We start from the raw sequence: 23,111 nt of genomic DNA on the forward strand, positions 1-23,111 counted from the left end.
GTTGCCTTGAAGCTGCAGGATAATAATTGACACGTTCCAATTACGTTTCATTACATTTTCGTTCAAAAAACAACACTCTGTTTTGATCAAGAGGGAAACATGAATATTCATTTTCTGGGAACCGCAGCATCCGAAGGGATACCCAATCCTTTTTGCCGTTGTGAGCACTGTCAGCAAGCCCGTATTCGTAAAGGCAAAGACATACGCACGCACTCCTCAGCGATCATCGACGATGAACTGTTGATTGATGTCGCGCCTGAATTCAGCCAGCAACTGCTGCGAGATGGCCTGGACGCAACAGAGATCAAATCGCTGCTGTTCACGCATACACATCCCGATCATTTCAACGTCGGCGATCTTTTTAGCCGAATGGAAGGGTACGGATTTGAGATTACTCATCCGTTGCACATTTTTGGTAATGACCGTGCGATTAACGGCGCGGCACAAGTGTTACCAGGCTACAGCGCAGAAAGATTTGCTTTTCATTGCCTGGTTCCCTTCGTAACCGTTGAAACCCGCGGATACCGAATCACTCCACTGCTGGCGAACCATGCCAAATGGGAGCTTTGTTATACCTGGTTTATCGAAAAAGATGGTCAGTCAATTTTCTATGGACATGATTCGGGCTGGTTCCCTGAACTCACCTGGCAATGGTTGAAAGGGAAAAAGATCGATTTAACGGTGCTGGAATGTACCTACGGTTTTAATGGTGATAACCGTACAAATAACCACATGAGTCTGGAAACCGTTTTCGCCGCCAGAGACAGGCTTGCAGAACTGGGCTGCCTTGAGAAAAATAGCCAACTCATCGTCTCGCATGTCTCACACAGCGGCGGTCTACTGCACGACGATCTCGTGGCGGCGTGCGACAAAGAGAACATTCTTGTCGCCTGGGATGGGCTTAACCTGAGCATCAACCAATAAGGATATGCAATATGGACCTTAATAAAACACCACGCCTGCTGGTTATGATGTTCATACAATATTTCATGCAGGGCGCCTGGAATATGACCATGGGACTGGTATTAAGTACCTATGGTATGGCGACCATTATTGGCTCATCTTATGCTTTGCTTGGTCTGGCGACCATTCTTTCGCCACTCTTTATTGGCATGGTAGCCGACCGTTTCTTTTCGTCACAAAAAGTCATGGCGATCCTGCATTTAATTAATGCTGGCGTACTGTTGTTTGTTCCACAATTTATTGAGGCGCAAAACACGGGCATGACGTTGACCATGATCTTCCTGGTCGGTCTGCTGTTTTATCCAACAACTGCGCTGGCTAACAGCATCAGTTTCAGCCACATTAACGGGGTGAAATACTTCCCCTTTATTCGTGTGTTCGGCACATTTGGCTTTATGGTCATCGGTTTTATTATTGGTGAAATGGGCTATTCTGGAAATACCATCACCTGGTATATTGCGTCAGCCTCCGGTGTCGTGCTCGGCCTTTACTGCTTTACGTTGCCAAACACCCCACCGAAAGCAAAAGGAAGCGTATTTACACTCCGCGATCTGTTATGTCTGGACGCTCTGGCACTCTTCAAGGACCGCAGTTTCTCGGTTTTGATGCTCAGTATTTTTGTCCTGATGATCCCCAAAACAGCTTATTCCGCCTATATCCCGGTCTTTTTAAAAGCGCTTGGATTCGATAACGCCGCGTCAATGATGCAGGTCGGCATCGCCTGTGAAGTCATTTTTATGTTCCTGCTCTCGTTTTTCTTACTGAAAGCCGGCTTCAAAATTACTCTCATGTTGGGCGCCGTTTGCTGGATCATCCGCACACTGTTGTTTGCTCATGCATCACTGGATGCCAACATGATGTTTGTGCTGATCGGCCTGATGTTGCAGGGATTCTGCTGGGACTTTTTCTTTACCGTGGGCGACATTTATGTTGACCGTAAAGCCGCGCCAGAGATCAAAGCACAAGCCCAAAGCTTGCGATTTATCGTCTCCAACGGCGTCGGTTTGCTGTTTGCCTCTACCGTATGCGGTCAAATCTTCAACAGCACCGTGACGGAACAAGGCCCACAGGCGTTACCGCAATGGGAAACATTCTGGCTAGTTTCAGCAGGCGTTGCCGCAGTGGTCAGCGTATTCTTCCTGATATTCTTCCGGGACGATATTTCAAAACGCAAAGCAGACCTCCCATTGAAAAAAGCAAACTCCTGATCGTTAAAGACTCTTTCATTAAGGTAATTGCATGAATAATCTGGCCGCCATCATCAATGAGCAAGGATTGTTGCCTTTAACTACGATCATCAAAATCAGCATTGCATTTATTCTGGGTGGCATTATAGGCCTGGAAAGAGAATCGAAAGGGAAACCGGTTGGCTTCAAAACTTGCGTTATTTTATCCGTAGCCAGCTGTGTGTTAACTGTCGTATCAATACAATCTGCAGAATACTATGCTGAAATTTCGATGAACATCCGTAGCGATCCTATGCGTCTGGCGGCTCAGATTATTAGTGGCGTTGGTTTTCTCGGTGCGGGAGTCATTCTGCACCGACACGACGATGCTATTTCTGGTCTCACTACTGCGGCAATTGTCTGGGCATCTGCTGGGGTGGGAATCACCTGTGGGGCCGGTTTTTATTTTCATGCTTTTTTTGCCACGGCTTTATTTTTATTGGCAATTAAATTAAGCCCGTTCATTATTTTCTTACAGACTAAAAACCAGTTCCCCGGAAAAGTAAAAGTCAGGGTTATTCTTGATGAACGCGATGCGCTCGAAAATCTGATAACCCGCATCCATCAACAGAAAAACATTATTGAAAACATAACGATCAGGGATATTAAGAAGGGTAAAATCGAGGTTAATCTCAAAATCGTAATTCGTAAGAAGATGACCTTGCCTGACTTGTACCACGATCTCACTCATGTTGAACACGTCTGCGCTATTGCTCTTGAACATTAAGATGCTTTATTTCCCTCTTTAAAATCAGGTGGTTACCACCTGATATAACCGCTCTATCCCTGTCTTCGCTTTAAATCCCTATTGTTTGAAATGTTAAATATTTGTTGCTTTTGATCACAAATAATAAACAAACAAGCTCATTATGTGCGCGTTTTTCAAAAATGTAGATATTTTTAATTTATGGCTACGAAACGAGCTGCGCCATATCTCCCTGACAATCTACTGAGAGGAACGATTTGATGAACGCACTGACTGCCGTAAAACCGAACGCTGAAGATCCAGCCCAGCACTACAGCGGTTTCACGCTGAAACCATCAGCCCAGTCCCCACGCCTGCTGGAGCTGACTTTTTCTGCTGAGACCACTGAGCAATTTCTGCAGGCCGTCGCGCAGTGGCCGGTGCAGGCGCTGGAATACAAATCCTTCTTGCGCTTCAAAGTGGGCAAGATCCTCGACGACCTGTGCGGCAATCAGTTGCAGCCTCTGCTGCTGAAAACGTTGCTCGATCGTGCCGAAGGCGCACTGCTGATCAATGCCGTTGGCGTGGATGATGTGGCGCAAGCGGAAGAGATGGTCAAGCTGGCGACGGCGGTAGCGCATCTAATTGGACGCTCGAATTTTGATGCGATGAGCGGCCAATATTACGCACGTTTTGTGGTGAAAAACGTCGATAACTCAGACAGCTATCTGCGCCAGCCTCACCGAGTGATGGAATTGCACAACGACGGAACCTATCTCGAAGAAATCACCGATTACGTGCTGATGATGAAGATTGACGAGCAGAACATGACCGGCGGTAACTCGCTGCTGCTGCACCTCGACGACTGGGAACATCTGGATCAGTACTTTACCCATCCGCTGGCGCGTCGCCCTATGCGCTTTGCCGCACCGCCAAGCAAAAACGTGAGCCAGGAAGTGTTCCATCCGATATTTGACGTTGACCAGCAGGGTCGTCCGGTGATGCGCTACATCGACCAGTTCGTCCAGCCAAAAGACTATGAAGAAGGCGTCTGGCTGAGTGACCTGTCCGACGCGCTGGAAACCAGCAAAAGTATTATTTCCGTACCGGTTTCAGTGGGTAAATTCCTGCTGATCAACAACCTGTTCTGGCTACACGGTCGCGATCGTTTCACCTCGCATCCTGACCTGCGCCGCGAACTGATGCGCCAACGTGGTTATTTCGCTTACGCGACAAACCACTACCAGACTCATCAGTAAGCGCGAAGGAAAAAAGCGGATGTATGATTTTGTGATTATTGGCGGCGGCATTATCGGCATGTCGACCGCCATGCAGCTGATTGATGTCTATCCGGACGCCAGAATTGCGCTGTTGGAAAAAGAGTCCGGCCCGGCCTGTCACCAGACGGGCCACAACAGCGGCGTCATTCATGCTGGGGTCTATTACACTCCCGGCAGCCTGAAGGCGCAGTTTTGCCTGGCCGGAAATCGCGCCACAAAAGCCTTTTGCGACCAAAACAGCATCCGCTACGACGTCTGCGGAAAAATGCTGGTTGCCACCTCCCCTCTGGAAATGGAGCGCATGCGCGCGCTATGGGATCGCACCGCCGCTAACGGTTTGGAGCGCGAATGGCTGAATGCGCAGGAGCTTCGCGAGCGTGAACCGAATATCACCGGTCTGGGCGGCATTTTTGTTCCGTCGAGCGGGATCGTCAGCTACCGTGAAGTCACCGCCGCGATGGCGAATATTTTCCAGGCCAAAGGCGGTGAGATTATTTACAACGCCGAGGTCAGCGCGCTGAAAGAGCACGCTACGGGCGTGATTGTCCATACCCGTCAGGGCCAGGAATATGAAGGCGCGACGCTGATTAGTTGTTCTGGCCTGATGGCGGACCGACTGGTGAAAATGCTCGGCGTTGAACCTGGCTTTATCATCTGCCCGTTCCGTGGCGAATATTTCCGCCTGGCGCCAGAACATAATCAGATAGTTAACCATCTGATCTACCCCATCCCCGACCCGGCAATGCCGTTTCTCGGTGTTCATCTGACCCGGATGATTGACGGCAGCGTCACGGTCGGCCCCAACGCGGTGCTGGCATTTAAACGTGAAGGCTACCGTAAGCGTGACTTCTCGCTCAGCGATACGCTGGAGATCCTCGGCTCTTCTGGTATTCGCCGCGTGCTGCAAAACAACCTGCGCTCAGGGCTTGGCGAAATGAAGAATTCGCTGTGCAAAAGCGGTTATCTGCGGCTGGTACAAAAGTACTGTCCGAGCCTGACGCTTAAGGATCTGCAACCGTGGCCTGCGGGCGTGCGGGCACAGGCGGTATCACCTGATGGCAAGCTTATCGACGATTTTCTGTTTGTCACCACGCCACGCTCAATTCACACCTGTAACGCGCCTTCTCCGGCGGCAACATCGGCAATCCCTATCGGTGCACATATTGTCAGCAAAGTTCATGCGCTGCTGGAGAACCAGAGTAATCCCGGACGCACGCTGCGTGCGGCACGTAGCGTGGAGACATTACACGCCGCATTTACCCGTTAAACCGATTAAGACAGGAAGCAATCATGCAACTTAACGATCCAACCTTATTTCGCCAGCAGGCACTGATCGACGGCAACTGGCGTGACGCTAACAGCGGCGAGACCATCGCGGTGACCAATCCCGCCAACGGTCAGCAATTGGGTAGCGTACCTAAAATGGGGGCAGATGAAACCCGCGAAGCGATTAACGCCGCAAACCGCGCTCTGCCGGCCTGGCGTGCGCTGACTGCCAAAGAGCGAGCCAATATCCTGCGCCGCTGGTTCAACCTGATGATTGAGCATCAGGACGATCTCGCCCGCTTGATGACCCTGGAACAGGGTAAACCGCTGGCGGAGGCCAAAGGCGAAATCACCTATGCCGCCTCATTTATTGAGTGGTTTGCCGAAGAGGGCAAACGCATCTATGGCGATACAATCCCTGGTCATCAGGCCGATAAGCGTCTGATCGTCATCAAGCAGCCGATCGGCGTTACCGCCGCGATTACGCCGTGGAACTTTCCCTCAGCGATGATCACCCGTAAAGCTGGTCCGGCGCTGGCAGCAGGCTGTACGATGGTGCTTAAACCCGCCAGCCAGACCCCCTACTCCGCTCTGGCGCTGGCAGAACTGGCTAATCGCGCCGGGATCCCGGCTGGCGTTTTCAGCGTGGTGACAGGTTCTGCGAGCGCGGTCGGTAACGAGCTGACCGGCAACCCGCTGGTGCGCAAACTGTCATTTACCGGCTCAACCGAAATTGGCCGTCAGTTAATGCAGCAGTGCGCCAAAGACATCAAAAAGGTATCGCTGGAACTGGGCGGCAATGCGCCGTTTATCGTCTTTGACGATGCCGATCTTGATAAAGCCGTGGAAGGTGCGCTGGCCTCGAAGTTCCGTAACGCCGGGCAAACCTGCGTCTGCGCCAACCGCCTGTACGTACAGGACGGTGTGTATGAGCGTTTTGCCGAAAAACTCCAGCATGCAGTGAGCAAACTCCATCTCGGCGATGGTCTGCAACCAGAGGTCACCACCGGACCGCTGATCGACGATAAAGCGGTTGCCAAAGTGCAGGAGCACATCGCCGATGCTCTGGATAAAGGCGCGCGCATTATCGCGGGCGGTAAACCTCATGCGCTCGGCGGTAACTTCTTCCAGCCCACCATTCTGGTGGATGTGCCTGACAACGCGAAGGTCGCCAAAGAAGAGACGTTCGGACCGCTGGCTCCGCTGTTTCGTTTTAAAGACGAAGCCGACGTCATCGCTCAGGCCAACGACACCGAGTTTGGTCTGGCCGCCTATTTCTACGCCCGTGATTTAAGCCGCGTCTTCCGCGTTGGCGAAGCGCTGGAGTACGGCATCGTCGGGATTAACACCGGCATTATCTCCAACGAAGTCGCCCCGTTTGGGGGAATCAAAGCCTCCGGTCTTGGCCGTGAAGGATCAAAATACGGCATCGAAGACTACTTAGAAATCAAATATATGTGCATCGGCCTTTAATAAAATAAATACTGGAGAACACCTGATGAGCACCAACAAAGAACTTATGCAACGTCGCAGCAACGCCGTTCCCCGTGGCGTAGGCCAGATCCACCCTATTTTTGCCGAGCGTGCAGAAAACTGTCGGGTCTGGGACGTTGAAGGCCGTGAATTCCTTGACTTTGCTGGCGGTATTGCAGTGTTGAACACCGGTCACCTGCACCCGCAGATCGTCTCTGCGGTAGAAGCGCAGTTGAAAAAGCTGTCCCATACCTGTTTCCAGGTACTGGCCTATGAGCCATACCTGGAGCTGTGCGAAATCATGAATAAGAAAGTGCCGGGTGATTTCGCCAAGAAAACCCTGCTGGTGACCACCGGTTCTGAAGCGGTAGAAAATGCGGTGAAAATCGCCCGCGCCGCCACCAAACGCACCGGCACAATCGCCTTCAGCGGTGCTTACCACGGCCGTACCCACTACACCTTGTCACTGACCGGGAAAGTGAACCCATACTCTGCCGGAATGGGGCTGATGCCGGGCCACGTGTATCGCGCACTTTATCCTTGCCCGCTGCACGGCATCAGTGACGACGATGCTATCGCCAGCATTCACCGCATTTTCAAAAACGATGCCGCGCCAGAAGACGTCGCCGCCATCGTAATTGAACCCGTCCAGGGCGAAGGTGGTTTTTACGCCGCTTCTCCTGCTTTTATGCAACGTCTGCGCGCTATTTGTGACGAACACGGGATCATGCTGATTGCTGATGAAGTACAGAGCGGTGCGGGCCGCACCGGTACGCTGTTTGCCATGGAGCAGATGGGCGTTGCGCCCGATCTCACCACCTTCGCCAAATCCATCGCCGGAGGCTTCCCGCTGGCAGGCGTGACCGGACGCGCCGACGTCATGGACGCTATTCCACCGGGCGGTCTGGGCGGTACCTATGCCGGTAACCCAATTGCCTGTGCCGCTGCGCTGGCGGTACTAAACATTTTCGAGCAGGAAAATCTGCTGCAAAAAGCCAACGAGCTGGGGCAAACCCTGCGTGAAGGCCTGTTGGCTATCGCGGAAACCCACCGCGAGATTGGCGACGTACGCGGGCTGGGCGCGATGATTGCTATCGAACTGTTCGAAAACGGCGATCGCACGAAACCAGACGCCAAACTGACAGCTGAAATTGTCGCTCGTGCCCGCGATAAAGGGCTAATCCTCCTCTCCTGCGGACCGTACTACAACGTGCTGCGCATTCTTGTCCCGCTGACTATTGAAGATGCGCAAATCCGCCAGGGGCTGGACATTATCGCCCAGTGTTTTGCCGAGGCAAAGCAGGGTTAAACCCGTATCAAAACGGGGAGTTTTAAGCCGGATAAGGCGGAGCCGCCATCCGGCAAACAGGGTCAATAACAATAATACGCGTGCCCCGGCGCGGGAATGCCGGGGTGCTCTCCCAAGTGAAATACTTTCGAGAGGTTTAAAGATGGGGCAAGTGTCACAATCACATGATTTAGGGGGCGGGCTGAAATCACGCCACGTCACCATGCTGTCTATTGCCGGGGTAATCGGCGCAAGTCTGTTTGTCGGTTCAAGCGTGGCGATTGCAGAAGCCGGCCCCGCTGTATTATTAGCCTATCTGTTCGCCGGATTGCTGGTGGTGATGATTATGCGCATGTTGGCCGAAATGGCCGTCGCCACACCGGATACCGGTTCTTTTTCCACATACGCCGATAAGGCCATCGGCCCTTGGGCAGGTTACACCATCGGCTGGTTGTACTGGTGGTTCTGGGTGTTGGTTATCCCGCTGGAGGCGAATATCGCCGCCATCATTCTTCACTCCTGGGTGCCTGGCATTCCTATCTGGCTGTTTTCTCTGGTTATCACGCTGGCATTAACCGGCAGTAATTTACTGAGCGTCAAAAATTACGGTGAGTTCGAGTTCTGGCTGGCGCTGTGCAAAGTGATTGCCATTCTGGCGTTTATAACCCTCGGCGCAGCGGCGATTAGCGGTTTCTACCCTTATGCCGATGTCAGCGGGGTTTCGCGCCTGTGGGATCAGGGCGGCTTTATGCCCAACGGTTTTGGCGCCGTGATCAGCGCAATGTTAATCACTATGTTCTCCTTTATGGGCGCAGAGATAGTTACCATCGCCGCCGCCGAATCCGATACCCCGGATAAACATATCGTTCGCGCCACCAACTCGGTTATCTGGCGTATCTCCATCTTCTATCTGTGCTCTATTTTTGTGGTGGTGGCGCTGATCCCGTGGAACATGCCGGGACTGAAAGAAGTCGGTTCTTACCGCTCGGTACTGGAGCTACTGCATATCCCGCACGCGAAACTGATCATGGATTGCGTCATTTTGCTGTCGGTGACTAGCTGTCTCAACTCCGCGCTGTATACGTCCTCGCGTATGCTCTACTCCCTGAGCCGCCGTGGCGATGCCCCCGCTTTTATGGGTAAAACGAACCGCAGTAAAACGCCTTATGTGGCGGTGTTGCTGTCTACCGGTGCCGCATTCCTCACCGTCATCGTCAACTATTACGCCCCGGCCAAGGTGTTTAAATTCCTGATCGACAGTTCCGGTGCCATCGCACTGCTGGTCTATCTGGTCATTGCCGTTTCTCAACTGCGGATGCGCAAAATCCTGCTGGCGCGAGGCGGTGAAATTAAACTGAAAATGTGGCTCTATCCGTGGCTTACCTGGCTGGTCATCGCGTTTATTATCTTTGTGCTGGTGGTCATGCTGTTTCGCCCGGCACAACAGCTGGAAGTTATCTCTACCGGGTTGTTAGCCATAGGAATTATTTGCACCGTGCCCATTATGTCACGCTGGAAAAAACTGCTATCGTGGCAAAAAGCACCATTGCAAAATACGCATTAAACCTGTTCCCGGCGCAGGCCGGGAAATCCTTTCAGGAGTATGACCATGACCGCCATTCCCCAACCGACGGCCATTGATGGATACCGCTGGCTGAAGAACGACATCATCCGCGGTGTGTATCAGCCTGATGAAAAACTGCGTATGAGCCTGCTGACCTCACGCTATGAGCTTGGCGTGGGACCGCTACGCGAAGCGCTTTCGCAGTTAGTTGCCGAGCGGTTAGTGACGGTAGTAAATCAGAAAGGGTATCGTGTTGCCCCGATGTCAGAGCAGGAGTTGCTCGATATTTTCGATGCCCGCGCCAATATGGAAGCCATGCTGGTCGCGCTGGCCATTGAACGCGGCGACGACGCCTGGGAAGCTGAAATTCTGGCGCGCGCGCATATGCTTAGTAAGCTTGAAGCCATTGATGCCAGCGAACAGATGCTCGACGAGTGGGATCAGCGCCATCAGGCGTTTCACTCGGCGATTGTCGCTGGCTGTGGTTCACAATATCTGCTGCAAATGCGCGAACGACTGTTCGATTTGGCGGCGCGCTACCGGTTTATCTGGCTGCGAAAAACGGTGCTGTCGGTGGAGATGCTGGAAGACAAACACGATCAGCACCAAACGTTAACCGAAGCAATTCTGGCACGCGATGCCGCGCGCGCCAGCGAATTAATGCGCCAGCACCTGCTGACGCCGATTCCGATTATTCAACAGGCGATGTCCGGTAAATTGCTGACGGAATAAGCCTGAATAATATTACTGCTCCGGAATACGTAACACCTGCCCAGGATAGATTTTATCCGGACTTTTCAGCATGGGTTTATTCGCTTCAAATATCTGGTTATACAGGTTGGCATTACCGTAAACCTGTTTAGCAATAGCGCTCAGGGTATCCCCTGATTTCACGGTATAAAACTGGCTTTCGCTCGCGGGCGCAGAGGTTTTAACCTGATCATCTACGCTGGCAATACCGGAGATATTACCAATCGCGATCAGAATTTTTTCTTTCGCCTCCTGACTTAATCCATCACCAGAAACAGTGGCTTTGCCTTCGTTAATTTGCACGTCCACTTTATCCGCATCAGGGATGCCAGTTTTGTTCAGGTGTTCCTGCACTTTTTTTGCCAGATCGGCTGTGTCATGGTTTCCAGTGACCGCATCCCACAGTTTTTCACCCGCATCTTTTACAAAATTGAAGAGTCCCATATCCACCTCGGTAATTAACAATTAACACCCAAAAGTGTAGCAGAGGAGAAAGGGGGCCAAAGAAAACGGCACCAAAGCGCCGTAGTTGAAAGGAATTAATTACGCGTCTGTATCCAGAAGGCATGGATCAAACCAGGGATGTAGCCCAGCAGCGTCAGAACGATATTGAGGATAAATGCCCAGCCGAACCCCTTCCCCAGCAGCACGCCAAGCGGGGGCAGAATAATAGTAAAAACGATTCTCCAGAAACCCATACACACTCCCTACAAGCAAAAAATTAATCATTGTTTAAAAAGAGATTTTATCTCTAAGAGTAGCCATTCTACCCAACTCCGCCAGCATTCCGCGGCTGTTTTACCCTCCTTTACGCTCTTTACGCTGGCGTACGTTGGTTGTTTATTTTAGAATATGCTTAATTTAGATCATGCTTAAATACATATGACTGAACTTGAACAACTCCAGGCCAGCGCAGAACAAGCTGCCGCCCTGCTAAAAGCGATGAGTAACCCGAAACGGTTGCTGATTTTGTGCATGCTCTGCGGTTCACCCGGTACCAGCGCAGGCGAGTTAGCCCGTGTTACCGGCCTTAGCCCTTCCGCCACTTCCCAGCATCTGGCGCGTATGCGTGAAGAAGGTCTGATAGAAAGCCAGCGCGATGCCCAGCGCATCCTCTACTCCATTAAAAATGCGGCCGTGAATTCGCTGATCGCCACATTAAAAACACTGTATTGCCCATAAGGAGCCATCATGACTATTGGGACGATTTCCCCGCGCGAGGCGCAGACACTGGTCGCGCAAGGTGCAAAACTGATTGATATCCGCGACGCTGACGAGTATCTGCACGAGCATATTCCTGAGGCTCATCTGGCGCCGTTGCCCGCGCTTGAACAGGGATCGCTGCCTGCGAATTTACGCGCCGAGCAGGTGATTTTTCACTGCCAGTCAGGCAAACGTACACAAAATGCGGCAACAAAACTGAGCGCCATTGCTGCGCCAGCGCAGGTCTGGCTGCTGGAAGGTGGAATTGACGGCTGGAAAGCCGCAGGGTTGCCGGTGACGAAAGACAGTTCACAACCGTTACCGCTGATGCGTCAGGTGCAGATAGCCGCGGGTAGCCTTGCCTTACTCGGTGTTATTCTGGGTTACGCCGTCAGCAGTGCTTTCTTCCTGCTGAGCGGTTTTGTCGGGGCCGGGCTGATTCTCGCTGGCGTGACTGGCTTTTGCGGCATGGCGCGTCTGCTGGACAAAATGCCCTGGAACCGACGTACTCATTAAGCGGTAATCATTGAAACAGCACTGTACCCGCCGGTTGACGTGATCTATGGTGAGTTCTGCGATAAATGATAAATAAAGGAGCGCAACAATATGTTTAAACCTGGCGATCTGGTTCAACCGCGTATGGGCGGTCCAAAACTGAAGGTTGTTGAAGTCAATGACGATCAAATTGTGGCGGTACAAGCCAGTAATGAAAACGGTGATAAATTCACGCTGAAAGCAGCTGATGTCACGCGATATACCGAAGAGGGTGATTTCGGCGTTTGCTGAAAATAAGCGGTGAGGATCTCCTCACCGCCTTCGTAATTAGATCAAAAAGTCATCAAGAGATTTACCAGTAGCCAGCGCCTGGGCAATTGGCTTCGGTGTGCGACCTTGCCCGGTCCATGTTTTCGTTTCACCATTGAGATCGATAAAACGATATTTCGCCGGGCGCGGTTGGCGTTTTTTAACTGAACGTGTCGTAGCCGGTGTTATGCTCAGCAGCTCCTCCGGGCTAATCCCGTCTGCCTGCATCTGCGCCAGCAAGGCATTAATTTTTGCCTGCTGTTCTGCGCGTTGGCGCTGTAGCTGTTCTTCTTCATCGCGCCGTTCTTTGGTCACTACCCTGAATTTTTCAAGCATATCTTCCAGTACATCAACGGAAAATTCACGAGCCATTGCACGCAGCGAGCGGATATTATTTAAGTTTTTTAACATTGAACTCATATTAACAAAACCTCTTTAACGTAAAACATAAAAACGGTATTACGCTAAATATTGTATGCAACTGATTATTATATTTCCAGTCTAATTTATTCACAGGTCATTAAACAAATAGCCAACTCTGATATTTATAGCATCCATTCTGCTATCGCTCAGACAATATATTCTATTACCCTGATTGCAGCTTTGAATATACCTGCAAGGTATCTCAGTGCGTCACTTAAGAAACAGGCCACAGCATCGCGTGGAACCAACGAGTATACATATTGCACATCAGTCAACATTCAGAAAAGGAGCGCAAAAAATTCAGAAAAACAAGCAAAAATAACTCTTTGATCTAAAAGAATTTTAATTAACACAGCAACGAAAACACCAAAACGAACAAAAAACAAACCATTGCAGAGCATTTTATCGACAAAAAGACAATAAATAAAAATTTTAAGCTAGTTGCTAGTTATTATCCAGGCAGATATCCTATTAAAACGCGAAAGCAGCAAGACAAATCACTAGCAGTTAAGGTATTCAAACCTTTTTCCCCCTTTTTACAAGGAGCATTAACATGTTCTCTCCGCAGTCACGCTTGCGTCATGCAGTAGCAGACACGTTCGCGATGGTTGTTTATTGTTCTGTCGTGAACATGTTGATCGAAATATTCCTTTCTGGAATGAGCTTCGAACAGTCGCTGTATTCCAGATTAGTCGCTATCCCTGTCAACATACTGATCGCGTGGCCATACGGCATGTACCGTGATTTGTTCATGCGCGCGGCGCGTAAAGCCACGCAGGCAGGATGGGCAAAAAATCTGGCGGATGTGCTGGCTTATGTCACCTTCCAGTCGCCGGTGTATGTGATTATTCTGCTGACGGTTGGCGCAGACTGGCACCAGATTACGGCTGCAGTAAGTTCGAACATCGTGGTGTCAATGCTGATGGGCGCTGTCTATGGCTACTTTCTTGATTATTGCCGCCGCTTGTTTAAGGTCAGCAGCTATCATCAGGCTAAAGCCTGACACGCTTCTTTGCGACTGGCACTGCCAGTCGCGTTATTAGTTAGAATTAACGTCGCCAAACAACCCACTCAGATAACGCTCCAGCGCAATTCGCGAGCTAAAGCCGTGCGGAATACCATAATGTTCGTGTGTCTCACCGGCTAAATACAGTGGGAATTGCTGATAATGATCGCAGGTTTTAATATCCGTCGCTGGTTCTGCCAGCGAAGAGCTGCGCTCTTTTAGCGTGGGATGGATAATTAATGCGGTACGTCCCATGCGTGCTTCACGGTTAACGTACACATAATTTTCGCCACGACGATAGCCGTACGTTTTCTGCGTCACTACATCAACGGTAAAGCCCACTTTTTCAAGTACGCGCGCCACCTCATCAGGTCGTAAATACATATTATTTTCCTCGTTATCTTTTACTGCGGGCTTACCTTACCTGATTCAGCATTAGCAACGCTTTCAGAAAAGTCCATAAACGGGTGGCGATGGTGGGACACATATCGTAAGAACCTTATATACCCTAAATAATTCGAGTTGCAGGAAGGCGGCAAGGGAGCGAATCCCCAGGAGCTTACTAAAGTAAGTGACTGGGGTGAACGAACGCAGCCAACGCACATGCAACTTGAAGTATGACGGGTATAGATTTATGTCAGCGCCATCCGCAGTTGGTACGCCGCCTGTTGCGCCATTTCCGCCGAGCTGATATTGGTAAATGACAGCAATATTCCCCCCTTTCCTTCTGACGTTATGCGCCAGCGGCTTAAAGCCTGAACAGCTAACCCGGCTTGATTCGCTTTGCGCACCAGCGCAATATCATCTCCGTCCACACTCATCACCAGTTGAATCCCACCTTCCTGAGGAATGACGCTAAATCCTTGTTCGGTCAGGGCGTTTTCCATCCATTGTCGTCGTTCGGCATAATGTTGTCGCATACGTTTTAAGTGTCGCCAGAAGTGGCCGTCTCGCATAAAATCCGCCAGCGTTTGCTGCCATAGAACCGGAACGCTACAGGCCGTTAGCGCCGCTTGTTGGCGAAAGTGTTCAACCTGGGTCAGGGGCACCACCAGCCATGCCGTACGCAAAGCCGGAAACATCGATTTGCTGAACGTTCCGGCATAAATCACCCGCTGGGGCGCATCCAGACTTTTTAGCGGCGGCAACGGCTTACCGTGGTAACGAAATTCACTGTCATAATCATCTTCGATTACCCACGCCTGCGCACGAGTCGCCCACTTCAGCAACTGGTGGCGACGGTCTAAAGACAGTGCTACCCCCAGTGGGCTTTGATGTGCGGGAGTGAGCAGTACAAAACGCGCCTGCGGGTAGTCGCGGATCCCGGCGCTGACATCCAGACCATCGGCATCCACCGCTACCGGCTTCAACTCAATGCGTTCTTGAGCCACCACAGGCCGAATCAGCGGAAAGCCGGGATCTTCGACCCACATTCCCTCTCCGGGATGCGCCAGAGCGCGCAGGATTAACGTCATTGATGCCGCATAGCCTGAAGTGATAAAAATCTGCTCAGGCTGGCATTCAATGCTGCGTGAGACCCGCAGGTAATCCACAATCGCCTGACGTAACGCCCGCTCGCCACACACATCGCCCACCGCCAGATCAAAACGCGTTTGGGTGCGTAAACGCCGTCCCATCACCCGCGCCCAGACTTCGCGCGGAAAAAGATCGAGTGCGGGTAATCCCATCTGAAAAGTTTGCGGTCTGGGATTTTCTCCGGCAAAAATGGCAGGAGAAGCAGGTGCCCTTTCTGGTCGCAGTTGCTCACTGACAAACGTTCCTGCCTGTCCACGCCGCGCGAGCCAGCCCTGCGCCACCAGCTCTGCATAGGCATTTTCTACCGTCGAGCGTGATACTCCCAGCTCCTGGGCCCAGGTCCGACTGGAGGGCAATCTGGTACCGGGCTTGAGTTCACCTTTCTCAATTGCGTTTTTTAACTGACGGGCGATTTGCTGATAGCGCGGCATTTATGGTCTGCTTTTTTGGCAACAATATGGCTCTCTGTAGCAGTCCATTATAGTGCTACATTGCGGGTCATCCAAACGAGGAGAAATACCATGACCATGTTACGCCAGCCCTATTATGAACTCAGCCCTGAAATCTATAACGCTCTGGTTCAGGCAAGCAAAGCGCTGGAGAACTGCGCGCTGGAACCTACGCTGACGGAACTGATTTACCTGCGGGTCTCGCAAATCAACGGCTGCGCCTTTTGTCTGGAAATGCACAGTAAAGCACTGCGCAAATCCGGAGTTGCGCAGGCCAAACTGGATGCGCTGGCAGGCTGGCGGGTGAGTCACCACTTCAGCGAGCAGGAACGTGCGGCGCTGGCGTGGGCCGAATCGGTCACTCAAATTGCCACTAGTCACGCCGAAGATGACGTTTATCTGCCGCTGCTCGACCATTTCAGCGCGAAAGAGATTAGCGACCTGACATTTGCCATTAGCCTGATGAACTGCTTTAACCGCCTGGCGGTGGGGATGCGCATGTGATTCTGCGCTTCCGGATGGCGGCATAAACGCCTTATCCGGCCTGGGAAGTGCTTTCCTGTAGGCCGGATTTGACGCGACGCGCGCCATCCGGCAACCTGCGATGGTACATATCACTTCCCCTGCCATGCCCATAACCCAGCCCATCATCAATCTAAAATTCCCATATCTTGTATGGTTGAATCTTTTTAAAACTACATCTAGTATCTTTCCTATCAGGACACACACAACCCGACGCCCTCTATCGCGCCGATCTTTTATTTTTAAATGGAAATACGAATCATGCGTATTATTATTTACACTCGCAATAACTGTGTTCAGTGCCATGCCACCAAACGGGCAATGGAAAGCCGTGGTTTTGACTTTGAGATGGTAAACGTCGATTTACAGCCCGATTTGGCTGATAACCTGCGCGATCAAGGGTTTCGCCAGTTACCGGTCGTAGTCGCGGGTGAAACCAGTTGGTCAGGGTTTCGCCCGGACATGATCAACCGTCTGCATCCGGAACACCGTGTGGTCAGCGCATGAGTCAGCTCGTCTTCTTCTCCAGCAGCTCCGAAAATACGCACCGCTTTATGCAGCGTCTGGGGCTGCCTGCCATCCGCATTCCGCTTAACGAACGCGAGCCGATCCGGGTAGACGAACCTTACATATTAATCGTGCCGTCCTACGGCGGCGGCGGCACTGCTGGCGCGGTCCCAAGACAGGTGATCCGCTTTTTAAACGATACGCACAACCGGGCGTTAATCCGTGGAGTGATCGCCTCCGGCAATCGTAATTTTGGTGACGCCTACGGTCGCGCGGGTGATGTCATCTCACAAAAATGCGGCGTGCCGTGGCTCTATCGCTTTGAGCTGATGGGCACCCAAAGCGATATCGACAACGTTCGAAAAGGAGTGAGCGAATTTTGGCAACGACAACCGCAGAACGTGTAATGCAGCCAACGCTGGATTATCACGCCCTGAACGCCATGCTGAATCTGTATGATAAAGCCGGGCGCATTCAGTTCGACAAAGACCATCAGGCGGTGGAGGCTTTCTTTGCCGCACACGTCCGCCCCAACTCGGTGGCGTTTGCCAGCCAGCAGGAGCGCCTGGAAACGTTGGTGGATGAAGGCTATTACGATGCCAGCGTGTTAGCCCGCTACGATCGCGCGTTCGTGCTGAAGCTATTTGCCCACGCCCACGCCAGCGGATTCCGTTTCCAGACGTTCCTCGGCGCATGGAAGTTCTACACCAGCTATACGTTGAAAACGTTCGACGGTAAGCGCTATCTCGAAGACTTTGAGGATCGGGTAACGATGGTGGCACTCACGCTGGCGCAGGGCGATGAAGCACTCGCGACGCAACTGACCGATGAAATGCTCTCCGGGCGCTTTCAGCCCGCCACACCAACCTTTTTAAACTGCGGTAAACAGCAACGCGGTGAGCTGGTCTCCTGCTTCCTGTTGCGTATTGAAGACAACATGGAGTCTATTGGTCGGGCGGTCAACTCCGCACTTCAGCTCTCCAAACGCGGCGGCGGCGTGGCATTTTTGCTCTCCAACCTGCGCGAGGCAGGTGCGCCCATTAAACGCATTGAGAACCAGTCCTCTGGGGTGATCCCGGTAATGAAAATGCTGGAAGATGCGTTTTCTTATGCGAATCAACTCGGGGCTCGTCAGGGCGCAGGCGCGGTGTATCTGCACGCACACCATCCGGATATTTTACGTTTTCTCGATACCAAGCGCGAAAACGCCGACGAGAAAATCCGTATCAAAACGCTCTCGCTTGGCGTGGTGATCCCCGACGTCACCTTCCGGCTAGCGAAAGAAAATGCCCGGATGGCACTGTTCTCACCGTATGACGTGGAACGGATTTACGGCAAACCGTTCGGTGATATCGCCGTGAGTGAACGGTATGACGAACTGGTGGCCGACGAACGCGTGCGCAAAAAATACATTAACGCCCGCGAATTCTTCCAGCGGTTGGCCGAGATCCAGTTTGAGTCTGGTTATCCTTACATCATGTTTGAAGATACGGTGAATCGCGCCAATCCGATTGCCGGTCGGATCAATATGAGCAACCTGTGCTCGGAGATTTTGCAAGTTAACAGTGCCTCCACCTACGATGAAAATCTCAATTACGAGCAGATCGGGCACGATATCTCCTGCAATCTCGGCTCCTTGAACATTGCCCATACCATGGATTCACCCGATTTTGGTCGTACCGTGGAAACGGCGGTTCGCGGCTTAACCGCCGTTTCGGACATGAGCCACATCCGCAGCGTGCCTTCGATCGACGCCGGGAACAGCGCGTCGCACGCGATTGGTCTTGGGCAGATGAATCTGCACGGGTATCTGGCGCGGGAAGGGATCGCCTACGGCTCGCCGGAAGGGCTGGATTTCACCAATCTCTATTTCTACACCATCACATGGCATGCGCTGAATACGTCAATGAAGATCGCTCGCGAGCGGGGTCAAACCTTTGCCGGATTCAAACAGTCACGCTACGCCAGCGGCGAGTATTTTAACCAGTATCTGCAGAGCGACTGGCAGCCAAAAACCGACAAGGTCCGCACACTGTTTGCCGCCAGCGGCATTACGCTACCGACGCGCGAGATGTGGGCACAACTGCGTGAAGATGTGATGCGCTACGGTATTTATAACCAGAATTTACAGGCGGTTCCGCCCACCGGTTCTATCTCCTACATCAACCATGCCACGTCAAGCATTCACCCGATCGTGTCGAAAGTGGAGATTCGCAAAGAGGGCAAAACCGGGCGCGTTTACTACCCTGCCCCGTTTATGACCAATGAGAATCTGGCCTTGTATCAGGATGCCTACGAGATCGGTCCACAAAAAATCATTGATACCTACGCTGAAGCAACACGACATGTCGATCAGGGGCTTTCACTGACGCTCTTTTTCCCCGATACCGCCACCACGCGCGATATCAACAAAGCGCAGATTTACGCCTGGCGTAAGGGCATCAAATCCTTGTACTACATCCGACTACGCCAACTGGCGCTGGAAGGCACCGAAATCGAAGGCTGCGTGTCATGCGCGCTGTAAGGAGGAGAAAATGACATTATCCCGCGTGAGCGCCATCAACTGGAACAAGATTGAAGATGATAAAGATCTTGAGGTATGGAACCGTCTGACCAGTAACTTCTGGCTCCCGGAAAAGGTCCCGCTCTCCAATGACATTCCGGCCTGGCAAACGTTGAACGCAGCCGAACAGCAGCTAACAATCCGCGTTTTTACCGGGCTGACGCTGCTCGACACCATTCAGAATGTTGCCGGAGCACCATCGTTAATGACTGATTCGTTAACGCCGCATGAAGAGGCGGTGCTGTCGAATATCAGCTTTATGGAGGCGGTGCACGCCCGTTCCTATAGCTCTATTTTCTCCACCCTTTGCCAGACCAAAGATGTGGATGCAGCTTACGCCTGGAGTGAAGAAAATACCCCACTCCAGCGCAAGGCGCAGATCGTTTTGGCACATTACGCCAGCGACGAACCGCTGAAGAAAAAAATAGCCAGCGTGTTTCTGGAATCCTTCCTGTTCTATTCTGGCTTCTGGTTACCGATGTATTTCTCCAGTCGCGGTAAACTGACCAATACCGCCGATCTCATTCGTCTGATCATTCGTGATGAAGCGGTTCATGGATATTACATTGGTTATAAATATCAAAAAGGTCTGGAGCATATTTCCGAATCAGCACGCGAAGAGTTAAAGCATTTTGCCTTTGACCTGTTGATGGAATTGTATGATAACGAAGCGCGTTATACGGAAGAATTGTATGCACAGACCGGCTGGGTTGATGACGTCAAAGCCTTCCTTTGTTACAACGCCAATAAGGCATTAATGAATTTGGGATATGAGGCGCTATTTCCGCCTGAAATGGCGGAGGTTAATCCGGCAATCCTTGCCGCGCTGTCGCCCAACGCTGACGAAAACCACGATTTCTTCTCGGGTTCCGGTTCATCCTATGTGATGGGAAAAGCGGTCGAAACCGAAGATGACGACTGGAATTTCTAGCACTCATTTTCACGGGAAATACCGTACATTTTTCGCGGAAATATTTTAACAGGATCACACTTTTGTCGTGCAAATATAATTGTGTGATCTACACTCAATATCAGCCGCATTATTCGCCTGCATTCCAGCAATTCAGGCGATTTTTCATTGCCATTTACAAAAAATATTAAGCCGCTCACATTCGCGCTCAGCCCTTATATCATGGGAAGTCCCGCCACCTGGCCTTTGGCAATATTCATGCCACAACCAAATTCAGGGTTGTCTCAGATTCTCAGTATGTTAGGGTAGAAAAAGGTCACTATTTCCATCAGGTAATATATCGATATAAACAAATAACAGGAATCATTCTATTGCATGGCAATTAAATTAGAAGTTAAAAATCTCTATAAGATATTTGGAGAGCATCCCCAGAGAGCCTTCAAATATATTGAAAAAGGACTTTCAAAAGAGCAGATTCTGGATAAAACGGGGCTATCGCTTGGCGTTAAGAACGCCAGTCTGGCCATTGAAGAAGGCGAGATATTTGTCATCATGGGATTATCCGGTTCGGGTAAATCCACAATGGTACGCCTTCTCAATCGCCTGATTGAACCCACCCGCGGGCAGGTATTGATTGACGGCGTAGACATCGCCCGGATATCCGATGCTGAGCTTCGCGAGGTGCGCAGAAAAAAGATTGCGATGGTGTTCCAGTCCTTTGCCCTGATGCCGCACATGACGGTGCTGGACAATACGGCATTCGGCATGGAATTAGCCGGTGTTGGTGCGGATGAACGTCGTGAAAAAGCGTTAGATGCGCTACGTCAGGTTGGTCTGGAGAATTATGCTCACGGATACCCGGATGAACTTTCCGGGGGTATGCGCCAGCGTGTAGGCCTCGCCCGCGCATTAGCCATTAACCCTGATATCTTATTAATGGATGAGGCCTTCTCAGCCCTCGATCCATTAATTCGTACTGAGATGCAGGATGAACTGGTAAAACTACAGGCGAAGCATCAACGCACCGTGGTCTTTATATCGCATGATCTCGACGAAGCTATGCGTATTGGCGACAGAATTGCCATTATGCAAAACGGTGAAGTGGTCCAGGTCGGCACGCCGGATGAAATCCTGAATAATCCAGCCAATGATTATGTACGCACCTTCTTCCGCGGCGTTGATATTAGCCAGGTCTTCAGTGCGAAAGATATTTCACGCCGTAGCCCCGAAGGTTTAATTCGTAAAACGCCCGGGGTGGGCCCACGTTCGGCGCTGCAATTATTGCAGGACAAAGATCGCGAATATGGTTACGTGATCGAACGCGGCAATAAATTCGTTGGCGTTGTTTCAATCGACTCCTTAAAAACAGCGTTAAGTCAGGCGCAAGGTATTGAAGCGGCATTGATCGATGAGCCGTTAGCCGTAGATGCACAAACTCCTCTCAGCGAGTTGCTTTCTCATGTCGGCCAGGCCCCGTGCGCGGTGCCGGTTGTTGATGAGGAACAGCAGTATGTGGGCGTCATTTCAAAACGCATGCTGTTACAGGCTTTAGATCGTGAGGGGGTAAACAATGGCTGATCAAACTAATCCGTGGGATACCACACCAGTGGCCGACAGCGCCGCACAAACTGCCGATGCCTGGAGCACGCCATCCGGTGCGCCCACTGATGGCGGTGGCGCGGACTGGCTGACCAGCGCCCCCGCGCCGGCACCAGAGCATTTCAATATTATGGATCCGTTCCATAAAACGCTGATCCCGCTGGACAGCTGGGTCACAGAGGGGATCGACTGGGTCGTTACCCATTTCCGTCCAGTCTTCCAGGGCATTCGTGTCCCGGTGGATTACATTCTCAACGGTTTTCAACAGCTGCTGTTAGGTATGCCAGCCCCGGTGGCGATTATCCTGTTCGCGCTGATTGCCTGGCAAATTTCCGGCGTTGGGATGGGCGTTGCTACGCTGATTTCCTTGATTGCCATCGGTGCCATCGGCGCGTGGTCGCAGGCCATGATAACCCTGGCGCTGGTGTTGACCGCGTTGCTGTTCTGCGTGGTGATCGGTCTGCCGATGGGGATCTGGTTGGCGCGCAGTCCACGGGCAGCAAAAATTGTTCGCCCGCTGCTGGACGCCATGCAAACCACACCCGCGTTTGTCTATCTGGTGCCTATTGTCATGTTGTTCGGTATTGGTAACGTCCCGGGCGTAGTGGTGACGATTATCTTCGCCCTGCCGCCAATCGTACGTCTGACTATTCTGGGAATTAACCAGGTGCCAGCCGATCTGATTGAAGCCTCGCGTTCGTTTGGTGCCAGCCCGCGTCAGATGCTGTTTAAAGTGCAGCTCCCGCTGGCAATGCCCACCATTATGGCCGGGGTTAACCAGACGCTGATGCTGGCGCTCTCAATGGTCGTCATCGCGTCGATGATTGCCGTGGGCGGGCTGGGTCAGATGGTTCTGCGCGGAATTGGTCGTCTGGATATGGGGCTTGCCACCGTCGGCGGAGTTGGGATTGTGATCCTCGCTATCATTCTGGATCGCCTGACGCAGGCCGTTGGTCGCGATTCGCGTAGCCGTGGCAACCGTCGCTGGTACACCACTGGTCCCGTTGGGCTTATCACTCGCCCTTTCACGAAGTAATTCACCCGTTGCCCGGTGGCGCATTGCTTACCGGGCCTACACGTCCCTCCAATAATTA

General features: G+C 51.8%; 25 protein-coding genes. 20 read left to right on the forward strand and 5 right to left on the reverse strand.

Annotated features, from left to right (window positions below; all coding sequences use genetic code 11):
• The first annotated feature begins 99 nt into the window (after window positions 1–99).
• The 9 genes from OGV74_RS06150 (at window position 100) to csiR (ending at window position 10,477) form a co-directional block, all read left to right on the forward strand.
• Window positions 100–924, forward strand: a complete 825-nt coding sequence (locus tag OGV74_RS06150; protein ID WP_003037212.1) for an MBL fold metallo-hydrolase — start codon at window positions 100–102, stop codon at window positions 922–924.
• Between the two features lie 11 nt (window positions 925–935).
• Entirely contained in the window at window positions 936–2,171 is a 1,236-nt protein-coding gene (locus OGV74_RS06155; RefSeq protein ID WP_003037215.1) for an MFS transporter, read from the forward strand.
• A 31-nt stretch (window positions 2,172–2,202) separates the two neighbouring features.
• A complete protein-coding gene (locus tag OGV74_RS06160) occupies window positions 2,203–2,916 on the forward strand; it encodes an MgtC/SapB family protein (protein WP_003037218.1) in 714 nt (237 codons plus the stop codon).
• A gap of 239 nt (window positions 2,917–3,155) precedes the next feature.
• The gene (glaH, locus tag OGV74_RS06165; protein WP_049016144.1) at window positions 3,156–4,133 is read left to right on the forward strand and encodes a glutarate dioxygenase GlaH; all 978 of its coding nucleotides are present in this window, start codon (window positions 3,156–3,158) and stop codon (window positions 4,131–4,133) included.
• 19 nt (window positions 4,134–4,152) lie between these two features.
• Window positions 4,153–5,421, forward strand: coding sequence for an L-2-hydroxyglutarate dehydrogenase (gene lhgD, locus OGV74_RS06170; protein ID WP_049016145.1), 1,269 nt, complete (start codon window positions 4,153–4,155; stop codon window positions 5,419–5,421).
• 23 nt (window positions 5,422–5,444) lie between these two features.
• The gene (gene gabD / locus OGV74_RS06175; RefSeq protein WP_003037227.1) at window positions 5,445–6,893 is read left to right on the forward strand and encodes an NADP-dependent succinate-semialdehyde dehydrogenase; all 1,449 of its coding nucleotides are present in this window, start codon (window positions 5,445–5,447) and stop codon (window positions 6,891–6,893) included.
• Window positions 6,894–6,918: 25 nt separating this feature from the next.
• Window positions 6,919–8,202: a 4-aminobutyrate--2-oxoglutarate transaminase gene (gabT, locus tag OGV74_RS06180; RefSeq protein ID WP_086504466.1), complete on the forward strand. Its 1,284-nt coding sequence runs from the start codon at window positions 6,919–6,921 to the stop codon at window positions 8,200–8,202.
• A gap of 142 nt (window positions 8,203–8,344) precedes the next feature.
• Window positions 8,345–9,745, forward strand: a complete 1,401-nt coding sequence (gene gabP, locus OGV74_RS06185; protein WP_003839698.1) for a GABA permease — start codon at window positions 8,345–8,347, stop codon at window positions 9,743–9,745.
• Between the two features lie 45 nt (window positions 9,746–9,790).
• Window positions 9,791–10,477, forward strand: a complete 687-nt coding sequence (csiR, locus tag OGV74_RS06190; RefSeq protein ID WP_003037236.1) for a DNA-binding transcriptional regulator CsiR — start codon at window positions 9,791–9,793, stop codon at window positions 10,475–10,477.
• A 12-nt stretch (window positions 10,478–10,489) separates the two neighbouring features.
• Here the strand turns inward: csiR and lysM are convergent, their stop codons facing one another.
• Together lysM and OGV74_RS06200 are read right to left on the reverse strand one after the other, a co-directional pair.
• Entirely contained in the window at window positions 10,490–10,939 is a 450-nt protein-coding gene (gene lysM, locus OGV74_RS06195) for a peptidoglycan-binding protein LysM (RefSeq protein ID WP_003037241.1), read from the reverse strand.
• A 95-nt stretch (window positions 10,940–11,034) separates the two neighbouring features.
• Window positions 11,035–11,193 carry a YqaE/Pmp3 family membrane protein gene (locus tag OGV74_RS06200; protein WP_003037242.1) on the reverse strand — a complete coding sequence of 53 codons (159 nt, stop codon included), beginning with the start codon at window positions 11,191–11,193 and terminating at the stop codon, window positions 11,035–11,037.
• A gap of 184 nt (window positions 11,194–11,377) precedes the next feature.
• On the opposite strand from OGV74_RS06200, the gene OGV74_RS06205 reads away from it, so the two are divergent.
• The 3 genes from OGV74_RS06205 to OGV74_RS06215 all read left to right on the forward strand — a co-directional run bounded on the left by OGV74_RS06205 (window position 11,378) and on the right by OGV74_RS06215 (window position 12,484).
• A complete protein-coding gene (locus OGV74_RS06205) occupies window positions 11,378–11,677 on the forward strand; it encodes an ArsR/SmtB family transcription factor (protein ID WP_003037247.1) in 300 nt (99 codons plus the stop codon).
• Between the two features lie 9 nt (window positions 11,678–11,686).
• Window positions 11,687–12,214 (forward strand): rhodanese family protein, encoded by a 528-nt coding sequence (locus tag OGV74_RS06210; RefSeq protein WP_032949883.1) that lies wholly within the window; start codon window positions 11,687–11,689, stop codon window positions 12,212–12,214.
• A 90-nt stretch (window positions 12,215–12,304) separates the two neighbouring features.
• Window positions 12,305–12,484 carry a GDFGVC terminal motif YodC-like protein gene (locus OGV74_RS06215; protein ID WP_003037253.1) on the forward strand — a complete coding sequence of 60 codons (180 nt, stop codon included), beginning with the start codon at window positions 12,305–12,307 and terminating at the stop codon, window positions 12,482–12,484.
• A 36-nt stretch (window positions 12,485–12,520) separates the two neighbouring features.
• Here the strand turns inward: OGV74_RS06215 and stpA are convergent, their stop codons facing one another.
• The gene (gene stpA, locus OGV74_RS06220) at window positions 12,521–12,922 is read right to left on the reverse strand and encodes a DNA-binding protein StpA (protein WP_003839690.1); all 402 of its coding nucleotides are present in this window, start codon (window positions 12,920–12,922) and stop codon (window positions 12,521–12,523) included.
• A 556-nt stretch (window positions 12,923–13,478) separates the two neighbouring features.
• On the opposite strand from stpA, the gene alaE reads away from it, so the two are divergent.
• Window positions 13,479–13,928: an L-alanine exporter AlaE gene (gene alaE, locus OGV74_RS06225; RefSeq protein ID WP_003037259.1), complete on the forward strand. Its 450-nt coding sequence runs from the start codon at window positions 13,479–13,481 to the stop codon at window positions 13,926–13,928.
• 36 nt (window positions 13,929–13,964) lie between these two features.
• On the opposite strand, the gene OGV74_RS06230 is transcribed toward alaE, so the two are convergent.
• A complete protein-coding gene (locus OGV74_RS06230) occupies window positions 13,965–14,315 on the reverse strand; it encodes a DUF2002 family protein (RefSeq protein WP_003037262.1) in 351 nt (116 codons plus the stop codon).
• A gap of 248 nt (window positions 14,316–14,563) precedes the next feature.
• Window positions 14,564–15,898 (reverse strand): MocR-like pyridoxine biosynthesis transcription factor PdxR, encoded by a 1,335-nt coding sequence (pdxR, locus tag OGV74_RS06235; RefSeq protein WP_086504467.1) that lies wholly within the window; start codon window positions 15,896–15,898, stop codon window positions 14,564–14,566.
• A gap of 90 nt (window positions 15,899–15,988) precedes the next feature.
• Between pdxR and OGV74_RS06240 the strand changes: the two genes are divergently transcribed.
• The 7 genes from OGV74_RS06240 to proW all read left to right on the forward strand — a co-directional run bounded on the left by OGV74_RS06240 (window position 15,989) and on the right by proW (window position 23,053).
• Entirely contained in the window at window positions 15,989–16,420 is a 432-nt protein-coding gene (locus tag OGV74_RS06240; protein WP_003037267.1) for a carboxymuconolactone decarboxylase family protein, read from the forward strand.
• 279 nt (window positions 16,421–16,699) lie between these two features.
• On the forward strand, window positions 16,700–16,945 hold the full coding sequence (gene nrdH / locus OGV74_RS06245) for a glutaredoxin-like protein NrdH (protein WP_003846033.1): 246 nt from the start codon (window positions 16,700–16,702) through the stop codon (window positions 16,943–16,945).
• Window positions 16,942–17,352, forward strand: coding sequence for a class Ib ribonucleoside-diphosphate reductase assembly flavoprotein NrdI (gene nrdI / locus OGV74_RS06250; RefSeq protein ID WP_086504468.1), 411 nt, complete (start codon window positions 16,942–16,944; stop codon window positions 17,350–17,352). Before nrdH ends, nrdI begins: the two co-directional genes overlap by 4 nt.
• Window positions 17,325–19,469, forward strand: a complete 2,145-nt coding sequence (gene nrdE, locus OGV74_RS06255) for a class 1b ribonucleoside-diphosphate reductase subunit alpha (protein ID WP_086504469.1) — start codon at window positions 17,325–17,327, stop codon at window positions 19,467–19,469. The genes nrdI and nrdE overlap by 28 nt, the downstream gene beginning before the upstream one ends.
• Window positions 19,470–19,479: 10 nt before the next feature.
• Window positions 19,480–20,439 carry a class 1b ribonucleoside-diphosphate reductase subunit beta gene (nrdF, locus tag OGV74_RS06260; protein ID WP_086504470.1) on the forward strand — a complete coding sequence of 320 codons (960 nt, stop codon included), beginning with the start codon at window positions 19,480–19,482 and terminating at the stop codon, window positions 20,437–20,439.
• Window positions 20,440–20,793: 354 nt separating this feature from the next.
• On the forward strand, window positions 20,794–21,996 hold the full coding sequence (proV, locus tag OGV74_RS06265) for a glycine betaine/L-proline ABC transporter ATP-binding protein ProV (protein WP_003037282.1): 1,203 nt from the start codon (window positions 20,794–20,796) through the stop codon (window positions 21,994–21,996).
• Entirely contained in the window at window positions 21,989–23,053 is a 1,065-nt protein-coding gene (gene proW, locus OGV74_RS06270) for a glycine betaine/L-proline ABC transporter permease ProW (RefSeq protein WP_003846040.1), read from the forward strand. Before proV ends, proW begins: the two co-directional genes overlap by 8 nt.
• Window positions 23,054–23,111: the final 58 nt, after the last annotated feature.

The sequence above is a fragment of the Citrobacter sp. Cf116 genome, assembly GCF_030336505.1.
GTDB classification, from domain to species: domain Bacteria; phylum Pseudomonadota; class Gammaproteobacteria; order Enterobacterales; family Enterobacteriaceae; genus Citrobacter; species Citrobacter freundii.